Origin of the sequence: Rhizobium sp. SJZ105 (genome assembly GCF_007828365.1) — a bacterium.
Taxonomy (GTDB): domain Bacteria; phylum Pseudomonadota; class Alphaproteobacteria; order Rhizobiales; family Rhizobiaceae; genus Agrobacterium; species Agrobacterium tumefaciens.
Genome location: NZ_VIUP01000001.1, coordinates 1,593,293 through 1,613,339, shown reverse-complemented (window position 1 = coordinate 1,613,339; position 20,047 = coordinate 1,593,293). Strand labels below are relative to the sequence as shown.

At 58.2% G+C, this 20,047-nt stretch carries 21 protein-coding genes; 11 read left to right on the top strand and 10 right to left on the bottom strand.

Features of this window, described 5'->3' with window-relative positions; all coding sequences use genetic code 11:
• Window positions 1-10: 10 nt before the first annotated feature.
• The 4 genes from FB593_RS08155 to FB593_RS08140 form a co-directional block, all read right to left on the bottom strand.
• Window positions 11-379: a septal ring lytic transglycosylase RlpA family protein gene (locus FB593_RS08155; protein WP_013635343.1), complete on the bottom strand. Its 369-nt coding sequence runs from the start codon at window positions 377-379 to the stop codon at window positions 11-13.
• Between the two features lie 427 nt (window positions 380-806).
• Window positions 807-1,679 carry an SDR family oxidoreductase gene (locus FB593_RS08150; RefSeq protein ID WP_145166448.1) on the bottom strand — a complete coding sequence of 291 codons (873 nt, stop codon included), beginning with the start codon at window positions 1,677-1,679 and terminating at the stop codon, window positions 807-809.
• Window positions 1,680-1,682: 3 nt separating this feature from the next.
• A complete protein-coding gene (gene queG / locus FB593_RS08145) occupies window positions 1,683-2,834 on the bottom strand; it encodes a tRNA epoxyqueuosine(34) reductase QueG (RefSeq protein WP_112290947.1) in 1,152 nt (383 codons plus the stop codon).
• A gap of 79 nt (window positions 2,835-2,913) precedes the next feature.
• A complete protein-coding gene (locus FB593_RS08140) occupies window positions 2,914-3,606 on the bottom strand; it encodes a glutathione S-transferase family protein (RefSeq protein WP_003514689.1) in 693 nt (230 codons plus the stop codon).
• Between the two features lie 157 nt (window positions 3,607-3,763).
• Between FB593_RS08140 and FB593_RS08135 the strand changes: the two genes are divergently transcribed.
• On the top strand, window positions 3,764-4,570 hold the full coding sequence (locus tag FB593_RS08135) for an undecaprenyl-diphosphate phosphatase (protein WP_019564454.1): 807 nt from the start codon (window positions 3,764-3,766) through the stop codon (window positions 4,568-4,570).
• A 605-nt stretch (window positions 4,571-5,175) separates the two neighbouring features.
• Here the strand turns inward: FB593_RS08135 and FB593_RS08120 are convergent.
• The 6 genes from FB593_RS08120 to dnaN form a co-directional block, all read right to left on the bottom strand.
• Window positions 5,176-6,156, bottom strand: a complete 981-nt coding sequence (locus tag FB593_RS08120; RefSeq protein WP_019564453.1) for a complex I NDUFA9 subunit family protein — start codon at window positions 6,154-6,156, stop codon at window positions 5,176-5,178.
• A gap of 121 nt (window positions 6,157-6,277) precedes the next feature.
• The gene (locus tag FB593_RS08115; RefSeq protein WP_003514697.1) at window positions 6,278-6,565 is read right to left on the bottom strand and encodes a DUF1330 domain-containing protein; all 288 of its coding nucleotides are present in this window, start codon (window positions 6,563-6,565) and stop codon (window positions 6,278-6,280) included.
• 20 nt (window positions 6,566-6,585) lie between these two features.
• On the bottom strand, window positions 6,586-7,293 hold the full coding sequence (gene pyrF / locus FB593_RS08110; RefSeq protein WP_019564452.1) for an orotidine-5'-phosphate decarboxylase: 708 nt from the start codon (window positions 7,291-7,293) through the stop codon (window positions 6,586-6,588).
• A gap of 4 nt (window positions 7,294-7,297) precedes the next feature.
• Window positions 7,298-7,894 (bottom strand): histidine phosphatase family protein, encoded by a 597-nt coding sequence (locus FB593_RS08105; RefSeq protein ID WP_019564451.1) that lies wholly within the window; start codon window positions 7,892-7,894, stop codon window positions 7,298-7,300.
• A 95-nt stretch (window positions 7,895-7,989) separates the two neighbouring features.
• A complete protein-coding gene (gene pmtA / locus FB593_RS08100; RefSeq protein WP_003514702.1) occupies window positions 7,990-8,583 on the bottom strand; it encodes a phospholipid N-methyltransferase PmtA in 594 nt (197 codons plus the stop codon).
• A gap of 197 nt (window positions 8,584-8,780) precedes the next feature.
• Entirely contained in the window at window positions 8,781-9,899 is a 1,119-nt protein-coding gene (dnaN, locus tag FB593_RS08095; protein WP_003514704.1) for a DNA polymerase III subunit beta, read from the bottom strand.
• A 267-nt stretch (window positions 9,900-10,166) separates the two neighbouring features.
• Here dnaN and rsmI point away from each other — a divergent pair, with 267 nt between their 5' ends.
• The 10 genes from rsmI to FB593_RS08045 all read left to right on the top strand — a co-directional run bounded on the left by rsmI (window position 10,167) and on the right by FB593_RS08045 (window position 20,041).
• Window positions 10,167-11,108: a 16S rRNA (cytidine(1402)-2'-O)-methyltransferase gene (gene rsmI / locus FB593_RS08090; RefSeq protein ID WP_003514706.1), complete on the top strand. Its 942-nt coding sequence runs from the start codon at window positions 10,167-10,169 to the stop codon at window positions 11,106-11,108.
• A complete protein-coding gene (locus FB593_RS08085; RefSeq protein ID WP_003514708.1) occupies window positions 11,098-11,466 on the top strand; it encodes a YraN family protein in 369 nt (122 codons plus the stop codon). The genes rsmI and FB593_RS08085 overlap by 11 nt, the downstream gene beginning before the upstream one ends.
• Window positions 11,467-11,477: 11 nt before the next feature.
• Complete coding sequence (locus tag FB593_RS08080; protein ID WP_112290941.1) at window positions 11,478-12,038, top strand: sugar O-acetyltransferase; 561 nt, start codon at window positions 11,478-11,480, stop codon at window positions 12,036-12,038.
• A gap of 133 nt (window positions 12,039-12,171) precedes the next feature.
• Window positions 12,172-13,470, top strand: a complete 1,299-nt coding sequence (locus FB593_RS08075; RefSeq protein WP_003514712.1) for an extracellular solute-binding protein — start codon at window positions 12,172-12,174, stop codon at window positions 13,468-13,470.
• 84 nt (window positions 13,471-13,554) lie between these two features.
• Window positions 13,555-14,529 (top strand): ABC transporter permease subunit, encoded by a 975-nt coding sequence (locus FB593_RS08070; RefSeq protein WP_013635351.1) that lies wholly within the window; start codon window positions 13,555-13,557, stop codon window positions 14,527-14,529.
• Window positions 14,530-14,540: 11 nt separating this feature from the next.
• Window positions 14,541-15,383 (top strand): sn-glycerol-3-phosphate ABC transporter permease UgpE, encoded by an 843-nt coding sequence (ugpE, locus tag FB593_RS08065; protein ID WP_003514715.1) that lies wholly within the window; start codon window positions 14,541-14,543, stop codon window positions 15,381-15,383.
• A gap of 11 nt (window positions 15,384-15,394) precedes the next feature.
• Window positions 15,395-16,495, top strand: coding sequence for a sn-glycerol-3-phosphate import ATP-binding protein UgpC (locus FB593_RS08060; protein ID WP_112290939.1), 1,101 nt, complete (start codon window positions 15,395-15,397; stop codon window positions 16,493-16,495).
• 110 nt (window positions 16,496-16,605) lie between these two features.
• Window positions 16,606-17,118, top strand: coding sequence for a cupin domain-containing protein (locus tag FB593_RS08055; protein ID WP_013635353.1), 513 nt, complete (start codon window positions 16,606-16,608; stop codon window positions 17,116-17,118).
• A 245-nt stretch (window positions 17,119-17,363) separates the two neighbouring features.
• On the top strand, window positions 17,364-18,323 hold the full coding sequence (gene gshB, locus FB593_RS08050) for a glutathione synthase (protein ID WP_003514721.1): 960 nt from the start codon (window positions 17,364-17,366) through the stop codon (window positions 18,321-18,323).
• A gap of 185 nt (window positions 18,324-18,508) precedes the next feature.
• Complete coding sequence (locus tag FB593_RS08045; RefSeq protein WP_113473052.1) at window positions 18,509-20,041, top strand: YifB family Mg chelatase-like AAA ATPase; 1,533 nt, start codon at window positions 18,509-18,511, stop codon at window positions 20,039-20,041.
• The last annotated feature ends 6 nt before the right edge of the window (window positions 20,042-20,047 follow it).

The following is a 20,047-nucleotide window of genomic DNA, read 5'->3' as shown; positions in this document are numbered from 1 at the left end:
AGGGCAAGGCTCAATCGGCGCTGACGACCTCGTAGCATACCTTGGCGGTGCCGGAACTGATCATGCCGATGTTTTTGGCAGCGGCCTTGGAAAGATCGAGAACGCGACCCTTGATGAACGGACCGCGGTCATTGATGCGCACCACAACGGCCTTGCCGTTACGGGCATTGGTAACCTTGACCTTGGTGCCGAACCGCAGCGAGCGGTGAGCGGCGGTCATGTTGGCGGCGTTCATACGCTCGCCCGAAGCAGTCTTGGAGCTCAACGCATACCACGATGCCCCTCCACAACCATTTGCCGCATTCGCCTGAAGAGGCGCAATGATGGAACAGGCGGCTATAGTTGCGACGGTGAAAGTTATACGACGGATATTCAACAAACTGTGCTTCCCTGAAAATCGGCCCCGCGCCGATTGATTGTGCCCTTGCTAAACGGCCATTGTCTGGCCTGAACGCGTTTGAATGCGAGATTGTAGGGCGAGGGAAAAATGGCGAAAAAAAGCTGATCTCAAATCACGAAGTGTTACAGACTGTAACATTCGTGATCGTTAGCCGGAAAGGTGTCGTCGGTGCCTTATTGTTGAAAAGTGGAAAAAATGACGCAGAATCAATGCTCAATGGAAATGCTGTTACAAGTCACGCCTTCGTGAATCCAGTTCACGAAATGTGAGTGAAATATTTTTCTAATGGCTACGATTTTAGCGATTTTTGCATGGTTAATAAAAGCCTAATTGACTGAAAAACCACCAAAACCATCCTCGAAAACGGGTTTGGAAGGATTTTTCATCGCTTTTAAATGGGGGATTTTTAGCCCCGCCAGAGGCCGCTTTCCCACAATTGTGTCAGGGAGATTTTGTACTCCGGGAAGCTGAAATCGAAACCGAGGCCACGTATCCTGGCGTTGGAAACACGCTTGTTCTCGCCGTAGAAGGAGCGTGCCATCGGCGTCAGATCCGCGGTCTCGAATGCCTGTTCGGGCGGCGGCTCGAGGCCCATCAACGTGGCGGCGAAGCTCACCACATCCTGCGGCGGGGCGGGTTCGTCATCCGTCACGTTGAAGACGCCGCGTTCATTTCTCCGCGCCAGAAAGGCGTGGGCCGCACCAATATCCTCAACCCGGATGCGGTTGAACACCTGGTCTTTCTTTACCAGCCTGCGCGCCGTTCCCTTTTCGAAATTCATGAAACTATTGCGTCCGGGGCCGTAAATTCCCGAAAGGCGCAAGATGGCAAGCGGCACCCCCGCTTTTTCAGCAGCCGCAGCCCAGGCGGTTTCGGCAGCAACGCGTTCCACGGACCGGGCGGAAACCGGGCGGCACGGGGTTTCCTCATCCACCCATGCGCCGTCATGGTCGCCATAGACGCCAACGGTGGAAAGATAAGCGATCCATTCAAGCTTGGGCAGAAGCCGTTTCAGGTCGTCGCCCAAAAGCGCAAGCAGTGGATCTCCATCCTTCCCCGGCGCGATGGACTGCACGAGATGCGTGACATTGGCCATTGTGGCGATGAGATCGTCATTAAGATGGGCACCGTCGAACAGGAAGGGTGTCATGCCAGTTGCACAAAGGCTTGCGAACTTGTCTGTGCTGCGCGTGGTGCCCGATATCGTTGCAGCTTCAGTTTTCAGCGCGTTTGCGATGGCCTTGCCCGAATATCCTGCGCCGAAAATCATCACATGCATGGGTCACGCCTCTGCCAGTTGCCATTCCATTTCCGCCTCTGGATCAGGCTCCGGGGCGCGGCCGGCAGAGTATGCACGGAATTCCTCGCTGTCCATAAGCTGCGACAAAGCCCATGCGGCCATGCCGCGCACCTCCGGTGCCGGGTCTTTTTCGGCGAGAGACTTGCATTGCTGCACGAATTGCCGGTCGCGCGAGTTTCCAGCCGCTATCAGCACGTTGCGGATGAAGCGGTTACGCCCGATGCGCTTGACTGGTGAGCCGCTGAAGAAGCTGCGGAAGGCAGCGTCATCCAGCGTCAGCAGGAAGGCGATGGAAGGTTCCTTCAAATCCTCGCGCGCCTGCAGCTTCATCTCGGAGGCGCTGGCCGCGAATTTGTTCCAGGGACAGGCGGCAAGGCAATCGTCGCAGCCATAGATGCGGTTGCCTATCATCGGCCGGAACTCGTGCGGGATGACGCCTTTGTGCTCAATGGTGAGGTAGGAGATGCAGCGGCGGGCGTCCAGCTGGTAGGGGGCGGGGAAGGCTGCCGTCGGACATGCATCGAGACAGGCGCGACAGGAGCCGCAATGGTCCTTCTCGGCCTCATCAAGACAAAGCTCGGCGGTGGTGAACATGCTGCCGAGAAACAGCCAGGAACCATGGGTGCGGCTGACCAGATTGGTATGTTTGCCCTGCCAGCCGAGACCCGCGGCTGCGGCAAGTGGTTTTTCCATCACCGGCGCAGTGTCAACGAAGACCTTCACGTCCTCGCCGGCGCGCGCGGCAAAACGGGTGGCGATTTCTTTCAGTCGCCCTTTTATGACGTCGTGATAGTCGCGGTTGCGGGCATAGACCGAAATGGCTGCCTTGTCGGCTTTGGAAAGAACGCCGCGAGGATCTTCCTCAGGCCCGTAATTCAGCCCGAACATGACAATGGAGCGCACGTCGCCCCACAGCGTTTTCGGCGCGGCGCGACGGGCCTCGGTCTCCTCCATCCACGCCATCGTGCCATGATAGCCCTTATCCAGAAACTGCCTCAGCCGTCCCGGTGCCAGCGGAATGCTGTCCGGCGCGGTGATACGACAGAGATCGAAGCCGAGCGAAAGCGCCTCCTGACGAACGAAGTCCGTCAGTTTGCGAGCGCGTATCCGCTGCTTGTCGCTGGCAACGTCGATGGTCGTTTCTCCTGCGGGTTACTCTGCGACATATATATGCGTAGCTACACGCCGCAGCAAATAACCGGGAGGCCGAAACTTAGAAATCCAGATCGGCGTAGTGGGAGGAGGGGGCAAGGCGCGGAATGCGCTCGCTGAGGAACGGCCGGAAGGACGGGCGCGATTTCAGCCGCTGATACCACTCCTTGGCAATGGGCGCTTCAAGCCAGTTGATTTCGCCGAGATAATCCAGCACTGAGACAGAGGCGGCGGCGGCAAGGTCGGCATAACTCAACCGGTCGCCCGCCAGCCAAGTGCGCGAACCCGCCAGCCATTCCAGATATTTGATGTGCTGACGAACATTGTTACGCGCGGTGCGCAGAAGCTTGGAATCCGGGGGGCCACCACCCTGCGCCGCCGTCATCTGCAATTTATAAACCCGCTCCCGCACCAGCGGTCGGGTCACATCGTTTTCCATCTTCTGCAGGAACCACTCGGTCAAGCGGCGGATTTCCGCCCGCTGAAACGGGTCTTCCGCCAGCAATCGCCGGTCACGCTTCAAAACCCCGTGCGTTTCGTCGAGAAACTCGGCGAGCACGTAGGGACCGCTGAGAGAGCGCATATTGTCATCGAGATAGACCGGCAGGGTGCCCGCCGGATTCAGCGCCAGAAACTCCCGTCTTCTTTCCCACGGCTGCTCCTCCACGAGATCGGTCTGGAACCCGTATTCCGAAAGGATCAGACGAACGAACCGGGATGCGGTCGACATGGGAGAGTGATAGAGAGTTGGCATCGGTACTCAATTTTTACGATTGGTTGTCATGATCGACAATTGCCGGAAAACTTTTTCAGTTTCGCTTCATCAAGACGCTATAAGAGCTTGGCTACTTTAAAACAAGTTTAACGCAATTGCTTTCCATTCCCGCTTCCCCCTGAAAAAAGGATACCTCATGGGTGACCAATCGATCATCAGCGCGCTTTTGCTGGGCATTATCGAGGGTCTTACGGAGTTCATTCCCGTTTCCTCAACGGCGCATGTGCTGCTGGCCGGGCATTTTCTCGGCTTCAAATCGCCGGGCAACACCTTTGCCGTTCTCATTCAGCTCGGCGCGATCATTGCTATCCTTCTTGTTTATTTTCAGAAGCTTGTGTCGATCGCCATGGCGATGCCAACAAGTGCCAAAGCGCGCCGCTTCGTGCTTGCTGTCGCTGTCGCCTTCCTGCCGGCGGCGGTGATCGGCGCTCTGGCGCATGACTTCATCAAGACGGTGCTGTTCGAAACACCCATCCTCATCTGTATCGTGCTGGTTATCGGCGGCGTCATATTGCTGGCCGTCGACCGGATGCCGCTGAAGCCCAGATATACCGACATCATGGATTATCCGCCGTCGCTTGCCTTCAAGATTGGTCTGTTCCAGTGCCTTGCGATGGTTCCGGGCACCTCCCGGTCCGGCGCTACCATTGTCGGCGCGCTGTTGATGGGCACGGACAAGCGCTCCGCCGCCGAATTCTCGTTTTTCCTGGCGATGCCGACCATGCTCGGCGCGTTTGTGCTCGATCTCTACAAGAACCGCGATGCGCTGAGCTTCGATGACAGTGCACTGATTGCCGTAGGCTTCATCGCCGCTTTCGTCTCCGGCCTGTTCGTCGTGCGCTCGCTGCTGGACTTCGTCTCGCGACGCGGTTTTGCACCCTTTGCCTGGTGGCGCATCGTCATCGGCTCGCTGGGTCTGGCGGCACTTCTGCTCTACCGTTGAGCCGAGCTTTAAAGTAGCCGTTCGTTTCCAATGCACGGACAAAATAAAAAGCGCCCCGGAGAATCCGGAGGCGCTTTTTATTTGAGACTTGTGAAAGCTGATCAGTTCGTGCTGATCGAAGCCGTTGCGCAAGGGTCGACACCGTAGGCGGGAGCGCAACCGCTCTTACCCGCTGCAACCGTGCCCGGCGCCATGAAAGAACCCGCCAGAACCACCAAAGCCGCACACGCAAAAAAGAGTGCGATAGATCTGCCCATTTTATTATTGCCTTTCAGACGTTCGTTCGCGCGGATTACGCCGCCGTGTGTGAAGTGAGGGTTCTGGATATGTTAGGAATGTGGCCATTATCAATAAAGCGGCTTGCTGAATACCGGGTTAATGCGAAGTCTTTTCCACAGTTGCGCTTGTGCCACGCTTGGCTGTGGAGGCCACTTTGCCGTTAACTTTTACCCGACTGTTCAAAACAGCTTCAGTCGATGGTGCACCTCCCCTGCAGTTGAGGGGGAAATGCGCCAATAGCGGTTTGGTTGCGATTGAATTGCGCAAAAACAAAAAGCGGGAATGGTTCCCGCTTTCGTTCAGATCGTTAATGCGCGACGGTAGGCTTATGCTGCTTTTCCGGCGTTCGAGAACTGTCCGTGCGGGCGATAGTGCACCATGTAGGACGGCAGGACGGAAGCGACGCGAACGGGCGTAATGCCGATGCCTTCCAGGGTCAGGCCGTTCTTTTCCGCGTCAGCGGAAACGACATTATCCTTTTTCAGCATGGTCACCTGATCGACAGTCAGCGGCGGCGTAATCAGCGGCACCAGCGAAGCGATTTTTCCGATCATTGAGGCGACGCCGAAAGGCAGGTTGACGAAAGGACGCTGACGGTAGGTTGCGGCAAGAACCGCCTCAAGACAGTCGCGGAACGTCATGACGTCCTGGCCACCCAGTTCATAGATGGCGCCGGGCTTCAGCTTGCCATCCACGTTGCGGGCAACGGCTTCTGCTACATCTTCGACATAGACCGGCTGAAACTTGGTTTTTCCGCCGCCGATCAGCGGCAGGAACGGCAGGCTGCGGGCCATCTTGGCGAATTTATTGAAGAAGTCGTCTTCCGGTCCAAAGATGATCGAAGGACGCAGGATTACGGCGCCGGGCAGAACGGAATGGATTGCTGCCTCGGCGCGGCCCTTTGTGCGGCCGTAGCCGGTCGACGAATTGGCATCGGCACCGATGGCGGAGATGTGCGTCAGCGCTGCACCGGCGTTGCGGGCTGCCTCGGCAATGGCTTTCGCGCCGAATTCCTGCACGGCGTCAAAGGTGTTGCGGCCGCTTTCGGCCAGAATGCCAACGCAATTGACCACGTGGTCGGCGTCTTCGATGGCTTTGACGATGGAGTCGCGATACCGCAGGTTCGCCTGGGCAAACGAGATCTGGCCGACATTGCCGAGCGGCTGCAGGAAACCAGCAAGATCGGGACGGCGCACGGCAACGCGGATGCGATAACCGCGCTTGGCGAGCATCCGCACGACATGCCGCCCGACGAAACCCGAACCGCCGAAAACGGTGACGAGGGGTGGAAGGTTGGCCAAGGTCATGGGAGGCTCCTCAGAAGCTGTCGATAAAGCGTTTTTCAGTCTATTAGCCCAAAGCCGTGCGCGCGTGAAGAGACGTTGTCACCAGGCACGGGACTAGTTTTGGAAATGCGGTTGACGACCGTCAAATTCCTTCGACGATCATCATCTCCGCGTCGGCGACTTCCTGACGGATTTTGGCCGCCGCCTGGTATTCGGGCGAGTTGTAGCAATCGATCGCGTGCTGCACAGAGGGGAATTCGATGATGACGTTGCGTGCGCGTGCCTTGCCTTCAAGTTCGGTCAACGCACCGCCGCGGGCGAGAAAGTTGGCGCCGAACCTCTCGAAAGCGGGCTTCGCAGTCGACACGTAGTCCTTGTAGCGTTCGTTGTCGCGTACATCCACGCGCGCTATCCAGTAACCCTTTGCCATTTCGTCTCCTCCCATGGTCCTTATTGATTTGCCGGAAAGCTGGCGCGCAGCATGTCGTCAAGAATGGCGCAGGCTGCTGCTTTCGGATCTTCTGCTCTGACGATGGGGCGGCCGACAACCAGATGGCTCGAACCGGCCTTGATGGCGTCAAAAGGCGTCATCACGCGCTTCTGGTCTCCCGCCTCGGCACCGGCCGGGCGAATACCTGGGGTGACGACGGCAAGGTCGGGGCCCAAGATTTCACGCACCGCCGTCGATTCCTCTGCCGAACAGACGATGCCGCCCATGCCCGCCTCGCGCGCCTGTTCCGCACGGCGCAGCACCAGCGAACGGGCATCCGATGCATAGCCGGCTTCCGCAAGATCGGCATCATCCATCGAGGTTAGCACGGTGACACCAAGCAGGCAGAGGCCAGAGCCTTCGGCTGCCTTGACTGCGGCGCGCATGGCTTTCGGGTAGGCATGCAGGGTCAGCATCGACATGCCCATGCGGGCGATGTTTTCGACGCCGGAGGCGACGGTGTTGTCGATGTCGAGCAGTTTCATGTCGAGAAAGACTTTCTTGCCGCTCTGGGCAAGGTCGCGGGCGAATTCGAGACCACCGGCAAATACCAGCTGATAGCCGATCTTGTAGAACAGAACCTCATCGCCAATCTTCGACACGATGTCTTCAGCTTGTTGCACAGTCGGAACATCGAGCCCGACGATCAGTTTTTCGCGCGCGGTCATTGTCTTATCCCTGCCATGTTTCCATTGCCGTCCAGTCGCATGTGGGGCGCTGAGCTGCAAGTGAAAATTCGGCGATTGGGAACCGGAAAAGATTGCCGCCGCCGGGTGGCTGGTCCTTGCTGCGACTGATGCCGACGCCTTCGATATGGCATTTCAAAAGCGTGCCGACGCCGCCATGGCCGACAAAGGCAATCGGCTGTTGCGGGTCGTGCCGGCCTAGAACGGCCGTGACGGCGTTAACAATTCGCGCCTGCGCATCGATTGCCCGTTCCCAGCCGTGGAAGCTTTCTCGCGGATGGGCAAAAAACCAGTCGGCGGCCTTTTCGAATTCCGGCGGCGTCAGGAAGCCTGTGGCCGACCGGTCGTTCTCATGCATCGCCTCGATGATCTCAATATCCGCGCCGGATGTTTCAGCAAGGATTCGGGCGGTTTCGATGGCTTTGGTTTCCGCGCTCGACACGATCCGGCGCAATGCGCGTGCCCATGGCAGGCGGCTTGCCTCACACGCCCGCCGTGCACCCAAGTCCGAAAGTCCCCATTCCGGAACCGGAACCGCCGGATCGATCCGGACCTGGGGATGGGTAATGTAAAGGGCGTGCATGGGAACGGTCCTCAATGGCGATGGAAGGGCAAATCAGTACCCTAACCATCTGTCACGACCGGGAAATGACGGCCTTTGCCCACTCTGCCGTGTGATCAGGCCCGGGTATAGGTCCACAATTGCGCCGGAGGAATGTTGCGCACGATGAAATCGAAATGGCGGATGTGGTAGAGATGCGGCTGCGCAACGATCGGGGAAATCGGACCGTAGGATATCTGTATGACGGGGCGACCGTGCGGCACGCGTTTCAGCAATTCGTCGAGAAGCTTGATGCGGGCGGCCATCGGAAAATTCAGCATCGGTACGGCGGAAATGACGCTGTCGAACATCTGGCCCTGGTGCTCGCCAAGTGTCGCATTCAGATCGAAGGCATCGCCATTGATGAAGTTGACGCCCGGATAACTTCTGAGAAGCTGGTTGTAGAAATCGGTCGAATATTCGATGGCCGTCAGGCGCTCCGGCTTGATGCCGCGTGCCAGAATGGCCTTGGTGATGACACCGGTACCGGGGCCGAGTTCGAGAACTGGCAAGTCTGAATGCGGGTCGATGACACTCGCCATTTTTCTTGCCGTGATGGAGGATGTCGGGACGATGGCTCCGACCTTTTTCGGCTGGCTGACCATGCCTTTGAAAAAGCGGATTTCTTCCTCAAATTTTCTTTCAAAGCGCTGCTTCAGGTTGAGTGCCATAATTCCCCTCGGATGTATTTTGGTCATTGTCAAAAAAATGTTACGCACTGTTGATCTCATTTGGCGCTAAAACAAGGCAAAATGTCGTAATTGGAAAAATTCGTTTAGCGTTAGAAATCTGTCTGCGCCGAATCAAAAAACGCCGGTGGAGCGATCCACCGGCGTTTTTTGATTGATTTGAAGAAAAAAAGTCCACTTTAAACGCGCATCGGCATCAGAACATAAAGCGCATCGTCGCCGGCGGTGTCGCGAACGAGCGTTGGCGAGCCCGCATCCGCCAGAAGGAAAATCGCGTCTTCACCGGAAAGCTGCGAGGTGATGTCGAGGAGATATTTGGCATTGAAGCCGATTTCCATCGAATCATTGTCGTAACCGACAGCCACTTCTTCCGTCGCACTGCCTGAATCCGGATTGTTGACGGTCAGCGTCAGCTGGCCGTTGGTCAACGCCAGCTTCACGGCGCGGCCACGCTCGGAAGAGATGGTCGACACGCGATCGACCGCACGGGCGAAGGTCTGGCAATCGACGCGCATTTCCTTGTCGTTGCCGGTGGGGATGACGCGCTGGTAATCCGGGAAGGTGCCGTCGATCAGCTTCGAGGTCAAAACGACCGAGCCGATGGTCAGGCGGATTTTCGCGTCCGATACCTCGACGGTGACATCAAGTTCGGGATTGTCCATCAGCTTCTGCAATTCGCCGACGGTCTTGCGCGGAATGATGATGCCCGGCATGCCTTCGGAGCCGGAAGGCGCATCCACATCGGCGCGCGCAAGGCGGTGACCGTCCGTCGCGACTGCGCGCAGCTTGAGGTCGCCGTTGCTTTCGATGGTGTGGAAGAAGATGCCGTTCAGATAATAGCGTGTCTCTTCGGTCGAAATCGCAAATTGCGTCCGGTCGATCAGCATCTTCAGGTCGGTCGCCTTCAGTTTGAAGGTGTGGCTGAAGGTACCGGCGGTCAGATCCGGGAAATCGGTTTCTGGAAGGCATTGCAGCGAGAATTTCGAACGGCCGGAAGCAACCGTCATTGTGGAGCCATCCGGATTGGTGGCCAGAAGCACTTCGGAACCATCCGGCAGCTTGCGCACGATTTCATAAAGCAGATGCGCCGGCACGGTGGTCGCGCCCGCCTGCTCCACCATGGCCGGCGTCGCTTCGGTGATTTCGAGGTCGAGGTCGGTCGCCTTCATATCCAGATTGGCGCCAGATGCGCGCAGCAGAACGTTGGACAGGATCGGGATCGTGTTACGACGCTCGACGACCCTGTGGACGTGGTTCAGCGATTTAAGAAGGTTCGACCGCTCAAGAGTAATACGCATGGACGCTACCGCTTTCAACCGTTGCGACCCGGCCACCGCCGGATCGGTAAGAAGAGTCTTGACCGGCCGGAACGCCGGATAATGTGGACGGGCAAAATGGCAGAGTTATTGCAGAAAATGCAAGAGCCGAGTGCATCTGCCGCCGGTCATTTTGCTGCTATACAGCATGATCCACAGCCTGTGACCGCCCGTGGACCTTGTTCGCCTGTTTTCTATTGCCCATAAAGGGGTAAAACTGGAGCGACCGGCCGGGAATGATCGGCCAGAATGATTGGAAGCCGTGTGACGGAAGAAATATCGAACAGCGACGCCGGACAGGCGACCAAGAGCTTCAGGATCGGCACGGCCACTATTCCGGCGCGTCCGTTGGAGCCGGCGCTCTATCTCGTGGCCACCCCCATCGGCAATCTCGGCGACATCACCATCCGGGCGCTGGAAACGCTGGCTTCGGCCGACGTCCTTGCCTGCGAGGATACCCGCGTCACCCGCATTTTGCTCGAGCGTTACGGTATCCGCACACGTCCGCTCTCCTATCACGAGCATAATGCGCAGGAAGCGGGACCAAAACTCATCGCCGCTTTGGAGGCCGGAAAATCCGTGGCGCTGGTGTCGGATGCCGGAACGCCACTCGTCTCCGATCCCGGTTATCGCCTTGGTCAGCTCGCGCTGGAGGCCGGTCATCGCGTCGTGCCGGTGCCGGGAGCATCTGCGCCGCTTGCTGCCCTTGTCGGTTCTGGCATGCCGAGTGACGCCTTTCTGTTCGCGGGCTTTCTGCCGGTAAAGGATCGCGGCAAGCGCGACCGTTTTGCCGAACTTGCGAAAATTCCGGCCACCCTCATGTTTTTTGAATCGCCACGCCGCATTGGCACCTCCGTAAAGGTGGCATCGGAAGTCCTTGGCCGCGATCGCCGCGCCGTGGTGTGCCGTGAGCTGACGAAGACTTTCGAGGAGTTCCGGCGTGGCACGCTGGGCGAGCTTGCGGAATATTACGACGAGGACCGTGTGGTGAAGGGCGAGATCGTGCTCCTGATAGAACCGCCCTCCTATGACGAAATTCCCGATATCGAGGATGTCGAGAGACTTCTGAAGGATCTTGTCACAACCATGCCTGCCGCAAGGGCCGCAGCCGAGGCGGCAAAGCTGACGGGCCTGCCGCGCAAGGAGCTTTATCAACGGCTGCTGGATATGAAGGATGCGGATGGCCGCTGACGGGCAAACGAACAAGAGACGAAAGGCCGAGCGACGCGGTCACGCTGCGGAATACTGGGCAGCACTCTATCTGCTGTTTCGGGGATACCGCATCCTCGCCATTCGTTATCGAACCCGGCTGGGAGAAATCGATCTCATTGCCCGCAAAAAGGATGTCGTCGCCATCGTCGAGGTCAAGGCGCGGCCTTCCGGTGCCGGGGCTGTCGATGCGGTCGGCTTCCGTTCGCAACAGCGCATTCGGGCCGCTGCCGATATTTGGCTCTCCCGCCGCAAGGATGCCGCGCGGTTTTCGTTGCGTTTCGATATCGTCGCAGTCCTGCCACGACGCCTGCCGCAGCATTTCATCGACGCTTTTTGAGGGGGGAGGCAATGTCCACTGAGCGGGAAAAAATGGCTGCGGGCGAATGGTACTGTTGCATGGATGCCGAACTGGACGTGCTGCGCGCCCGCGCCCGCCGTGCCGTTCACCAGCACAACACCTCGCCGCCGGATGAGCGTGAGGCCATGTCGCCTTTGCTGCGGGCGCTCTTTGCCTCCGTTGCGGAAGGAGCCTTTATCGAAGCACCGTTTCATTGCGCTTACGGCTTCAACATTACGTTGGGTGCGAACGTCTATCTCAATACCGGCTGCGTCATTCTAGATTCTGCGCCCGTGCGGATTGGCGATGGCGCGATGTTGGGGCCGGCCGTGCAGATCTATTGCGCCGAACATCACCTGGACCCGGCTCCGCGTTCGCAAGGCATTGAAATCGCAAAGCCGGTCACGATCGGTCGCGATGTCTGGATCGGCGGCGGCGCGATCCTTCTGGCCGGCATCACCATTGGCGATGGCGCGATCGTCGGGGCCGGTTCGGTGGTGACGCGGGATGTCTTTGCCGGGACGACGGTGGTCGGAAATCCGGCTCGCCCGATAAAGCGCAAGGACGCTTGAGACATCCGTTTCTGGAAGAATGGAGTTCCTATCGCAGGGACTGTAATAAATCTGACATAAAACCGTTAAAGAGGCGTCACGGAACGTCTCTATTCGCATCCTCATCCCAATAAATGGTGGAGAGGATTTAGTAATGTTGAAGAAGATTTCCATGGCCGCAGTGGCGGTCAGCATTTCGGCAACGTCTTCCATGGCTGCGACCAACATCACCTGGTGGCACGGCATGGGCGGCCGTAACGGCGAAGTCATCAACGAAGTTTCGCAGAAGTTCAACGAAGCCCAGAAAGAATGCGCTCTGACACCGGTTTCCAAGGGCTCATACGAAGAAGCGCTTGCAAGCGGCATCGCTGCTTTCCGTTCGGGCGAACAGCCGAACATTCTTCAGGTTTTCGATGCTGGCGCTGCCACCATCATCAACGCCAAGGGCGCTGTCATTCCTGCGGAAGACCTCATCAACAAGGCCGGTTACAAGTTCGACCGCGAAGCCTTCATCAACGGCGTCCGCTATTTCTACGCTGCCGCTGACGGCAAGTTCGTCGGCATGCCTTTCAACACTTCCGCGCCGATCATGTATGTCAACGACGAAGCCTTGAAGAAGGCTGGCGTCGAAGCTCCGAAGACCTGGGAAGATTTCGAAAAGGTCGCACCGAAGCTGAAGGAAGCCGGTTACATCCCGCTCGTCCAGTCGCAGCTCACCTGGCAGTTCACGGAGAACTTCTTCTCCCGCAACAACATCCAGTTCGCAACCAACAACAATGGTTACGACAGCGTCACTGACACCAAGCTCAAGGTCACCGATCCGAACCTCGTCATGATGTTCGACAAGCTGAAGGACTGGAAAGACAAGGGTCTGTTCGCCTACTACGGCGCCGGCTGGAACGACAACCAGAAGCCCTTCGAAGAAGGCAAGGTTGCCCTCTGGATCGGTTCCTCGGGTTCGTTTGGTGGCCTGCAGAAGACGGCGTCCATGCCGTTCTCGGCAACCTTCCTTCCCTACTGGGGCTCCATCAAGGGCGCTGGCACCAACTCCTTCATCGGCGGCGCTGCCCTCTTTGCAATGTCGGGCAAGTCTGAAGCCGAAAACAAGTGCGTCGCTGACTTCTTCCAGTTCCTGACTTCGCCGGAAATCCAGGTCTTCTACCACAAGGCAACCGGTTACGTCGCTATCACCACGGCTGCTTACGAAAAGGCCAAGGCTGAAGGCTTCTACAAGGAAAAGCCTGCCGCCGAAGTCGGTATCCAGCAGCTGTCGCTGCCTTCAGGCGAATGGTCCAAGGGCTACCGCCTCGGTTTCTACCCGCAAATCCGCTCCATCATGGAACGCGAATACAACCGCATCTTCTCCGGCGAAGTAACGCCGAAGGACGCCTTCGACATCATCGAAAAGGAAGGCAACGATCTTCTCGCCCGTTTCGCTAAAACGGCTGGCTGATCTCCCTTTTTGAAACCAACGATAGTTGTCGAGCCTCCTTTCCGCCGGAAAGGAGGCTCGCTCTTGGATTAAGGAGGCGCAAGCGTGGCCTATACATCGTCTCAACCGCGTCTGGCCCGGTTTCTATCCGGCCGGTCTGCAAAAACCGGAAAAACGGCGAAGGCCGCAGAAGCCAGCATGAAGCGCGTGCAGTTCTCCTCGTCCTACGTGCCCTATCTGTTTCTGGCGCCGCAACTGGCGGTGATTTTCATCTTCTTCTACTGGCCCTCCGTCCAGGCCGTGCAATCGTCGTTCTTTATCGAAGACCCTTTCGGGTTCGGTGCAACGTTCGTGGGCTTCGCCAATTATTCCGATGCCATCTTCAATCCGGAATATCTAAACATCGCCAAGTTCACGGTTGTCTTCACCGTGCTCGTTACTTTCTTTTCGCTGGCGCTCGGTCTTTTGCTTGCGGTCAAGGCCGATGCGGTCATTCGCGGCAGTTCCGCCTACAAGACGTTGCTGATCTCCGTTTACGCCATCGCGCCGCCGGTTGCGGGTCTCATCGGCATGATGTTTTTCGACCAGCATATCGGGCCTTTCGTCAAGATGGCCGCGTTTTTGGGCTGGGATATGAAGGTTGGCCTCAACTACTTCGATACAGCCTTCGCCATGATTGCCGTCGCGGTCTGGAAGCAGATCCCTTATAATTTTATCTTCTTCCTGTCCGGATTGCAGGGCGTATCCGTCGCCGTGCGCGAGGCTGCCGCCATCGATTGCCGATCGAGCGTGCGCCGGTTCTGGACGGTCATCATGCCGCTTCTGGCACCGACTGCCTTCTTCCTGCTGATCATCAACATCACCTATTCGCTGTTCGATACGTTCGGCATTATCGACGTGATGGTGAAGGACAAGGCCGCCAACAATCCGATTACGCTAGTCTACAAGGTCTTTCTCGACGGTTTCCGCGGCAATGACATCGGCGGTTCCTCTGCCCAGTCCGTCATCCTGATGCTGGTCGTCTTCGTTCTGACCATCATCCAGTTCCGCTTCATCGAAAAACGCATCCATTACAATTGAGGGAAAAGACAATGTACAAGACAAAACCCCTCGACCATCTGGTGCTGATCATCGGCGCACTGTTCCTGATATTGCCTGTCGTCGTGGCATTCATGACGTCCACCCATACGGCGGCGGAAATCCACCGCAGCGGCCTGACACTCGTTCCGGGCGACAATTTCGTCGGGACCTATGAAAAGGTCCTGACGCAGAAGGGCGGCTTTACCGGGCAGATCACCGGTCTCAACATGGTGCTGAACTCGCTGATCCTCGGCATCGGTTTTGCCGTCGGCAAGATCGTCCTCTCGATGATGGCAGCCTATGCGATCGTCTATTTCCGGTTCCGGTTTGCAACGCTTGCCTTCTGGATCATCTTCACCACCCTGCTTCTGCCGCTCGAAGTACGCATCATGCCGTCCTATGAGGTGATGAGCAAACTCGGCCTCTTGAACTCCTACACCGGTCTGATCGTGCCGCTTCTGGCGTCTGCGACGGGCACCTTCTATTTCCGGCAGTTCTTCAAATCCATTCCTGAAGAATTGCTGGAAGCTGCTCGCATAGACGGTGCGGGCCCGGTCAAGTTCTTCATTGATGTGATCATCCCGCTTTCCCGTACCATGATGGCGGCGATCTTCATCATCATGTTCGTTTACGGCTGGAACCAGTACCTCTGGCCCATGCTGATGACCACGGACGAGAGTTTCTTCACCCTGATGCGCGGCATCAAGTCGATCCTGCAAGTCTGGGTCGGTTCGCAAATCCCCGATTACAACGAAGCTTTCGCGCTTGCCGTTCTGGCCATGCTGCCGCCTGTGATGATCGTCGTGATCTTCCAGCGCTGGTTCATCAAGGGCCTGACGGAAAGCGACAAATAAGGAAACCGAAAATGGCCGCGATAGAAATCAGTCAGGTCTGCAAGGATTATCATGGCGGCGTGCGTGCCGTGCATCACGTCGATATCGACATCAGGGACGGCGAGTTCATTGTTCTCGTCGGTCCTTCCGGCTGCGGCAAGTCCACGCTCCTGCGTATGGTGGCCGGACTTGAGGATATTTCCGAAGGCACGGTGAAGATCGGTGACCGGGTGGTCAACCAGGTAGATCCGGCTGACCGGGATATCGCCATGGTGTTCCAGAACTATGCGCTCTATCCGCATATGTCGGTGCGCCAGAACCTGGAATACGGGTTGAAGAACCGCAAGACGCCGAAGGCGGAGATCGATGCGCGCGTGGCCGAGGCCGCCCGCATGCTCCAGCTCGAACCCTATCTGGAGCGCAAGCCGCGCGCCCTTTCCGGCGGCCAGCGTCAGCGAGTCGCCATGGGCCGCGCCATCGTGCGCAAACCGGCGGCCTTCCTGTTTGATGAGCCCCTGTCCAACCTTGATGCCAAACTGCGCGTTTCCATGCGCGGGGAGATCAAGCGCCTGCAAAAGCGCCTCGGCACTACTTCGATCTACGTCACGCACGATCAGCTGGAAGCCATGACGCTGGCAGATCGTCTGGTGGTGCTGAACGGCGGCCGCATCGAACAGATCGGCGCACCGCTTGAGGTCTATCACACCCCCGCTTCCACCTTTGTCGCAAGCTTCATCGGCTCTCCCGCCATGAACCTGCTGAGCGGCGAGTTGCATGGGGATAGCCTTGCGGTCGGGCCGTCGCTGATCGCGCTCAACGGTTTCGCCCCCGCCTCCGGCCCGGTTACTGTGGGCATGCGGGCGGAAGATTTCCGCCTGGCGGCGGCAGGTGAGCCCGGTTTTTCGCTACGCGTCGAGTATATCGAGGAACTCGGCTCGCAGCGTCTTATCCACGGCATGATCGGCGACCAGAACCTGACCGTGGCGTTTTCGCCGGAGGTCGAGATTCCGGCTACCTTGTCGGTCGCCATATCTCCAGACAAGCTGCACTTCTTCTCCAGCGAGACCGGCAAGCGCATAGCCGGCAAGGCGGAACAAGCTGTGGCGCAGCCCGTGCAGCTGGCAACGGCCTGAGTGGACGATAAGAAATCGGCGCGATGACTAAAATTGCGCCGATTGTCAAAACCGCTTCGTTACGATCCCGATGATAGAAGATCTCCAATATTTCACGGGGGTTTTCTAATATGCCTTTAAAGATGATGTTCGCGGCGGCTGCGACCATGGCCATCCGCACGGTGCCGATATTGCCGGCCTCTTTGCGCCGGGCAAAAGACGAGAGCGTGGTTAGCGCGTCCTGCACCGATTTGCGGCTGCAGCCGGCCCCCATCAACCCCGACTGGATAATTTCCGGCGATCCTCAGGCGCGCGCGGCGGATCATTCCAGAAGCGGAGACCGCGCCTCCAGCACAGCCATGTGGGATTGTACGGCGGGCGAGTTCCGCTGGTTCTTCGGTTGGGACGAGACCGTCTATATCCTTGAGGGTGAGGTGCATGTGACGGCGGAAGACGGCACAGTCAGTATCCTGCGGGTGGGTGACGTCGCTTATTTCCGCGCGGGTACATGGGCCACCTGGCGCGTGGATGAGTATGTCCGCAAGGTTGCCTTCATGCGCCGTCCTTTCCCCACGGCGCTGGCTCTGGCCTACCGGGTCAAGAACAAGCTGTTTGCCGGTCGTTCCTACAAGCTGGCGGCCTGAACTGGTAAAACACTCCGTCAGGTTGGGGCTCTGCGCAGCGCCACCTGCGGAATTGTGAAGGTTCAATAAAACTCACAAAAAGCACCCCTCGCAGCAGTTGCGTTTGAATGGTCGCTGCCCTACATCTTCAGGGTTTTCTGAAGCATTTCCGGGTCTCTTCCGGTCCTGCGGGGAATCGCGAACAGACGAGGCAATGGGCACGGCGGAACCGCGAAGCGTCCGCATGCTGCAAGAGGAAGATGCGCATGGCGAAGATCAAGAACGTCGCGATCCAGATGGATCATGTCTCCGGCATCAATATCGCCGGCGACTCCACCTTCGCCATGAGCCTTGAGGCGCAGGCACGTGGATACCGGCTGTTTCACTATACCCCCGAACGCCTCTCCATGCGCGATGGCAAGATCTACGCGACCGTCGAACAGATGGAACTGCGCGATATCAAGGGCGACCATTTTTCGCTCTCGGAGCCGGAGCGGGTCGATCTCTCGACCATGGATGTCATTCATCTGCGCCAGGATCCGCCATTCGACATGGCCTACATCACCTCGACCCATTTGCTCGAGCGCATTCATCCCAAAACGCTTGTTGTCAACGATCCCGCCTGGGTCCGCAACTCGCCGGAAAAGATTTTCGTCACCGAATTCGCCGATCTGATGCCGAAGACGCTGATCACCAAGGATGTCTCTGAAATCGCCCGCTTCCGCAATGAAATGGGCGATATCATCCTCAAGCCGCTTTATGGCAATGGTGGTGCAGGCGTCTTCCATTCCGCGCGGGACGACCGCAATTTCTCGTCGCTGCTGGAAATGTTCGGTCAGATGTTCCGCGAACCCTATATCGCCCAGGAATACTTGCCGGATGTTCGCAAGGGCGACAAGCGTATCCTTCTGGTGGATGGCGAGCCCGTGGGCGCGATCAATCGCGTGCCGGCGGAAAATGATGCCCGCTCCAACATGCATGCCGGCGGCCGCCCGGAGCCAACGGAACTCACCGCGCGTGAGAAGGAAATCTGCCGCCGCATCGGCCCCGCCCTGCGCGAGCGCGGTTTCCTGTTCGTTGGCATCGATGTGATAGGCGATTACCTCACGGAAATCAACGTCACCTCACCGACAGGCATTCGTGAAGTGCAGAAATTCGGCGGTGCCGATGTGGCAAGCTTGTTGTGGGATGCGATCGAGAAAAAGCGCGAAGCACAGGATTTCTGAGGCAATTTCCTCGCCACCTGCGTTTGTTCCGCGTGCACAACTCTATACAACTGAAATACACCGTTCGCGCGAAATTGTTCGCTTAATGTTCTTGTTTTATTCTTCGCTCTATGGCAGGTTACTTGAGAGTGGCCGCCATCGGGGCATAATGCTTTGATGTTGTGGCCGGTTTGCGGGGGCAGGCCATGGTGGCACGGGTCAATACGGTTGCATTTCAGGGAATAGAGGGTGTGCCGGTCGAGGTGCAGGTGATGGTCGCACCCGGAAAAGTTGGCATCCAGATCGTCGGCCTGCCGGACAAGGCGGTGGCGGAAAGCCGGGAGCGTGTGCAGGCCGCGCTCCACGCCTCCGGTCTGGCGCTGCCGGCAAAAAAAGTCACGGTCAATCTTGCGCCTGCGGATTTGCCCAAGGAAGGATCGCATTTCGATCTTCCGATCGCTTTGGGTCTCATGGCCGCGTTGGGAGCGATCCCGGCGGAAGCGCTCGGGCAATATGTGGTTCTCGGCGAACTCAATCTCGATGGCACCATCGGCACGGTTTCGGGCGCTCTGCCCGCGGCCATCGGTGCCAATGCGCTCGGGAAGGGTTTGATTTGCCCGGCTGATAGCGGGCCCGAAGCAGCCTGGGCCGGGGCTGGCATCGATATTCTCGCCCCACGCAGCCTTATTGCGCTTGCCAACCATTTTCGCGGCACCCAGCTTCTCTCCCGCCCGATGCCCGCCATCCGCGCCAATCCGGTCAATTTGCCGGATCTGGCCGATATCAAGGGGCAGGAGACGGCCCGGCGCGCGTTGGAGGTGGCAGCTGCGGGTGGCCATAATCTGCTGATGGTTGGTCCGCCCGGCTCCGGTAAATCCATGCTCGCCGCGCGCTTGCCCTCAATTCTGCCACCGCTCGAGGCTGCGGAATTGCTGGAAGTGTCCATGGTCCATTCCATCGCCGGCCAATTGTCCGGCGGCAAGCTGTCGGACCGCAGACCGTTTCGCACGCCACACCATTCCGCCACCATGGCCGCGCTTATCGGCGGAGGGCTGCGTGCCAAGCCGGGTGAGGCTTCACTTGCCCACCACGGCGTTCTTTTCCTCGATGAGTTCCCGGAATTTGCGCCTCAGGTGCTGGATGCGCTGCGCCAGCCGCTGGAAACGGGCGAATGCATCGTTGCCCGTGCCAATCACCGCGTCACCTATCCGGCGGACATCCAGCTTGTCGCTGCGATGAACCCCTGCCGGTGCGGCAGAGCGGGGGAGCCGGGTTTCACCTGCGCCAGAGGCCTACGTTGCATGACAGATTATCAGGCCCGCATTTCCGGCCCGCTGATGGATCGCATCGATATCCGCATCGACGTTCCCGCCGTCTCCGCCACTGACCTCATCCGTCCCATGACTGCAGAACCGAGTTCGGTGGTGGCCGCCCGTGTCGCTCGCGCCCGCCTTGCGCAGCAGGAGCGTTATGCGGCGGCGGGCTCTTCAGGCATTCGCACCAACGCTCGCTGCACGACAACGCTGATCGAAAAATATGCGGAGCCCGATGCTTCCGGGCTGCAATTGCTGCGCGATGCTGCCGAACAATTGAAGTTCTCCGCACGCGGTTATCATCGCATTCTCAAGGTCGCCCGCACATTGGCTGATTTGGACGGCAAACAAACTGTCGGGCGTATCCATGTGGCGGAAGCCATTTCATACCGCATTGCCGGTGAAAGACTGACGGCGGCGGCATAAGAGGCC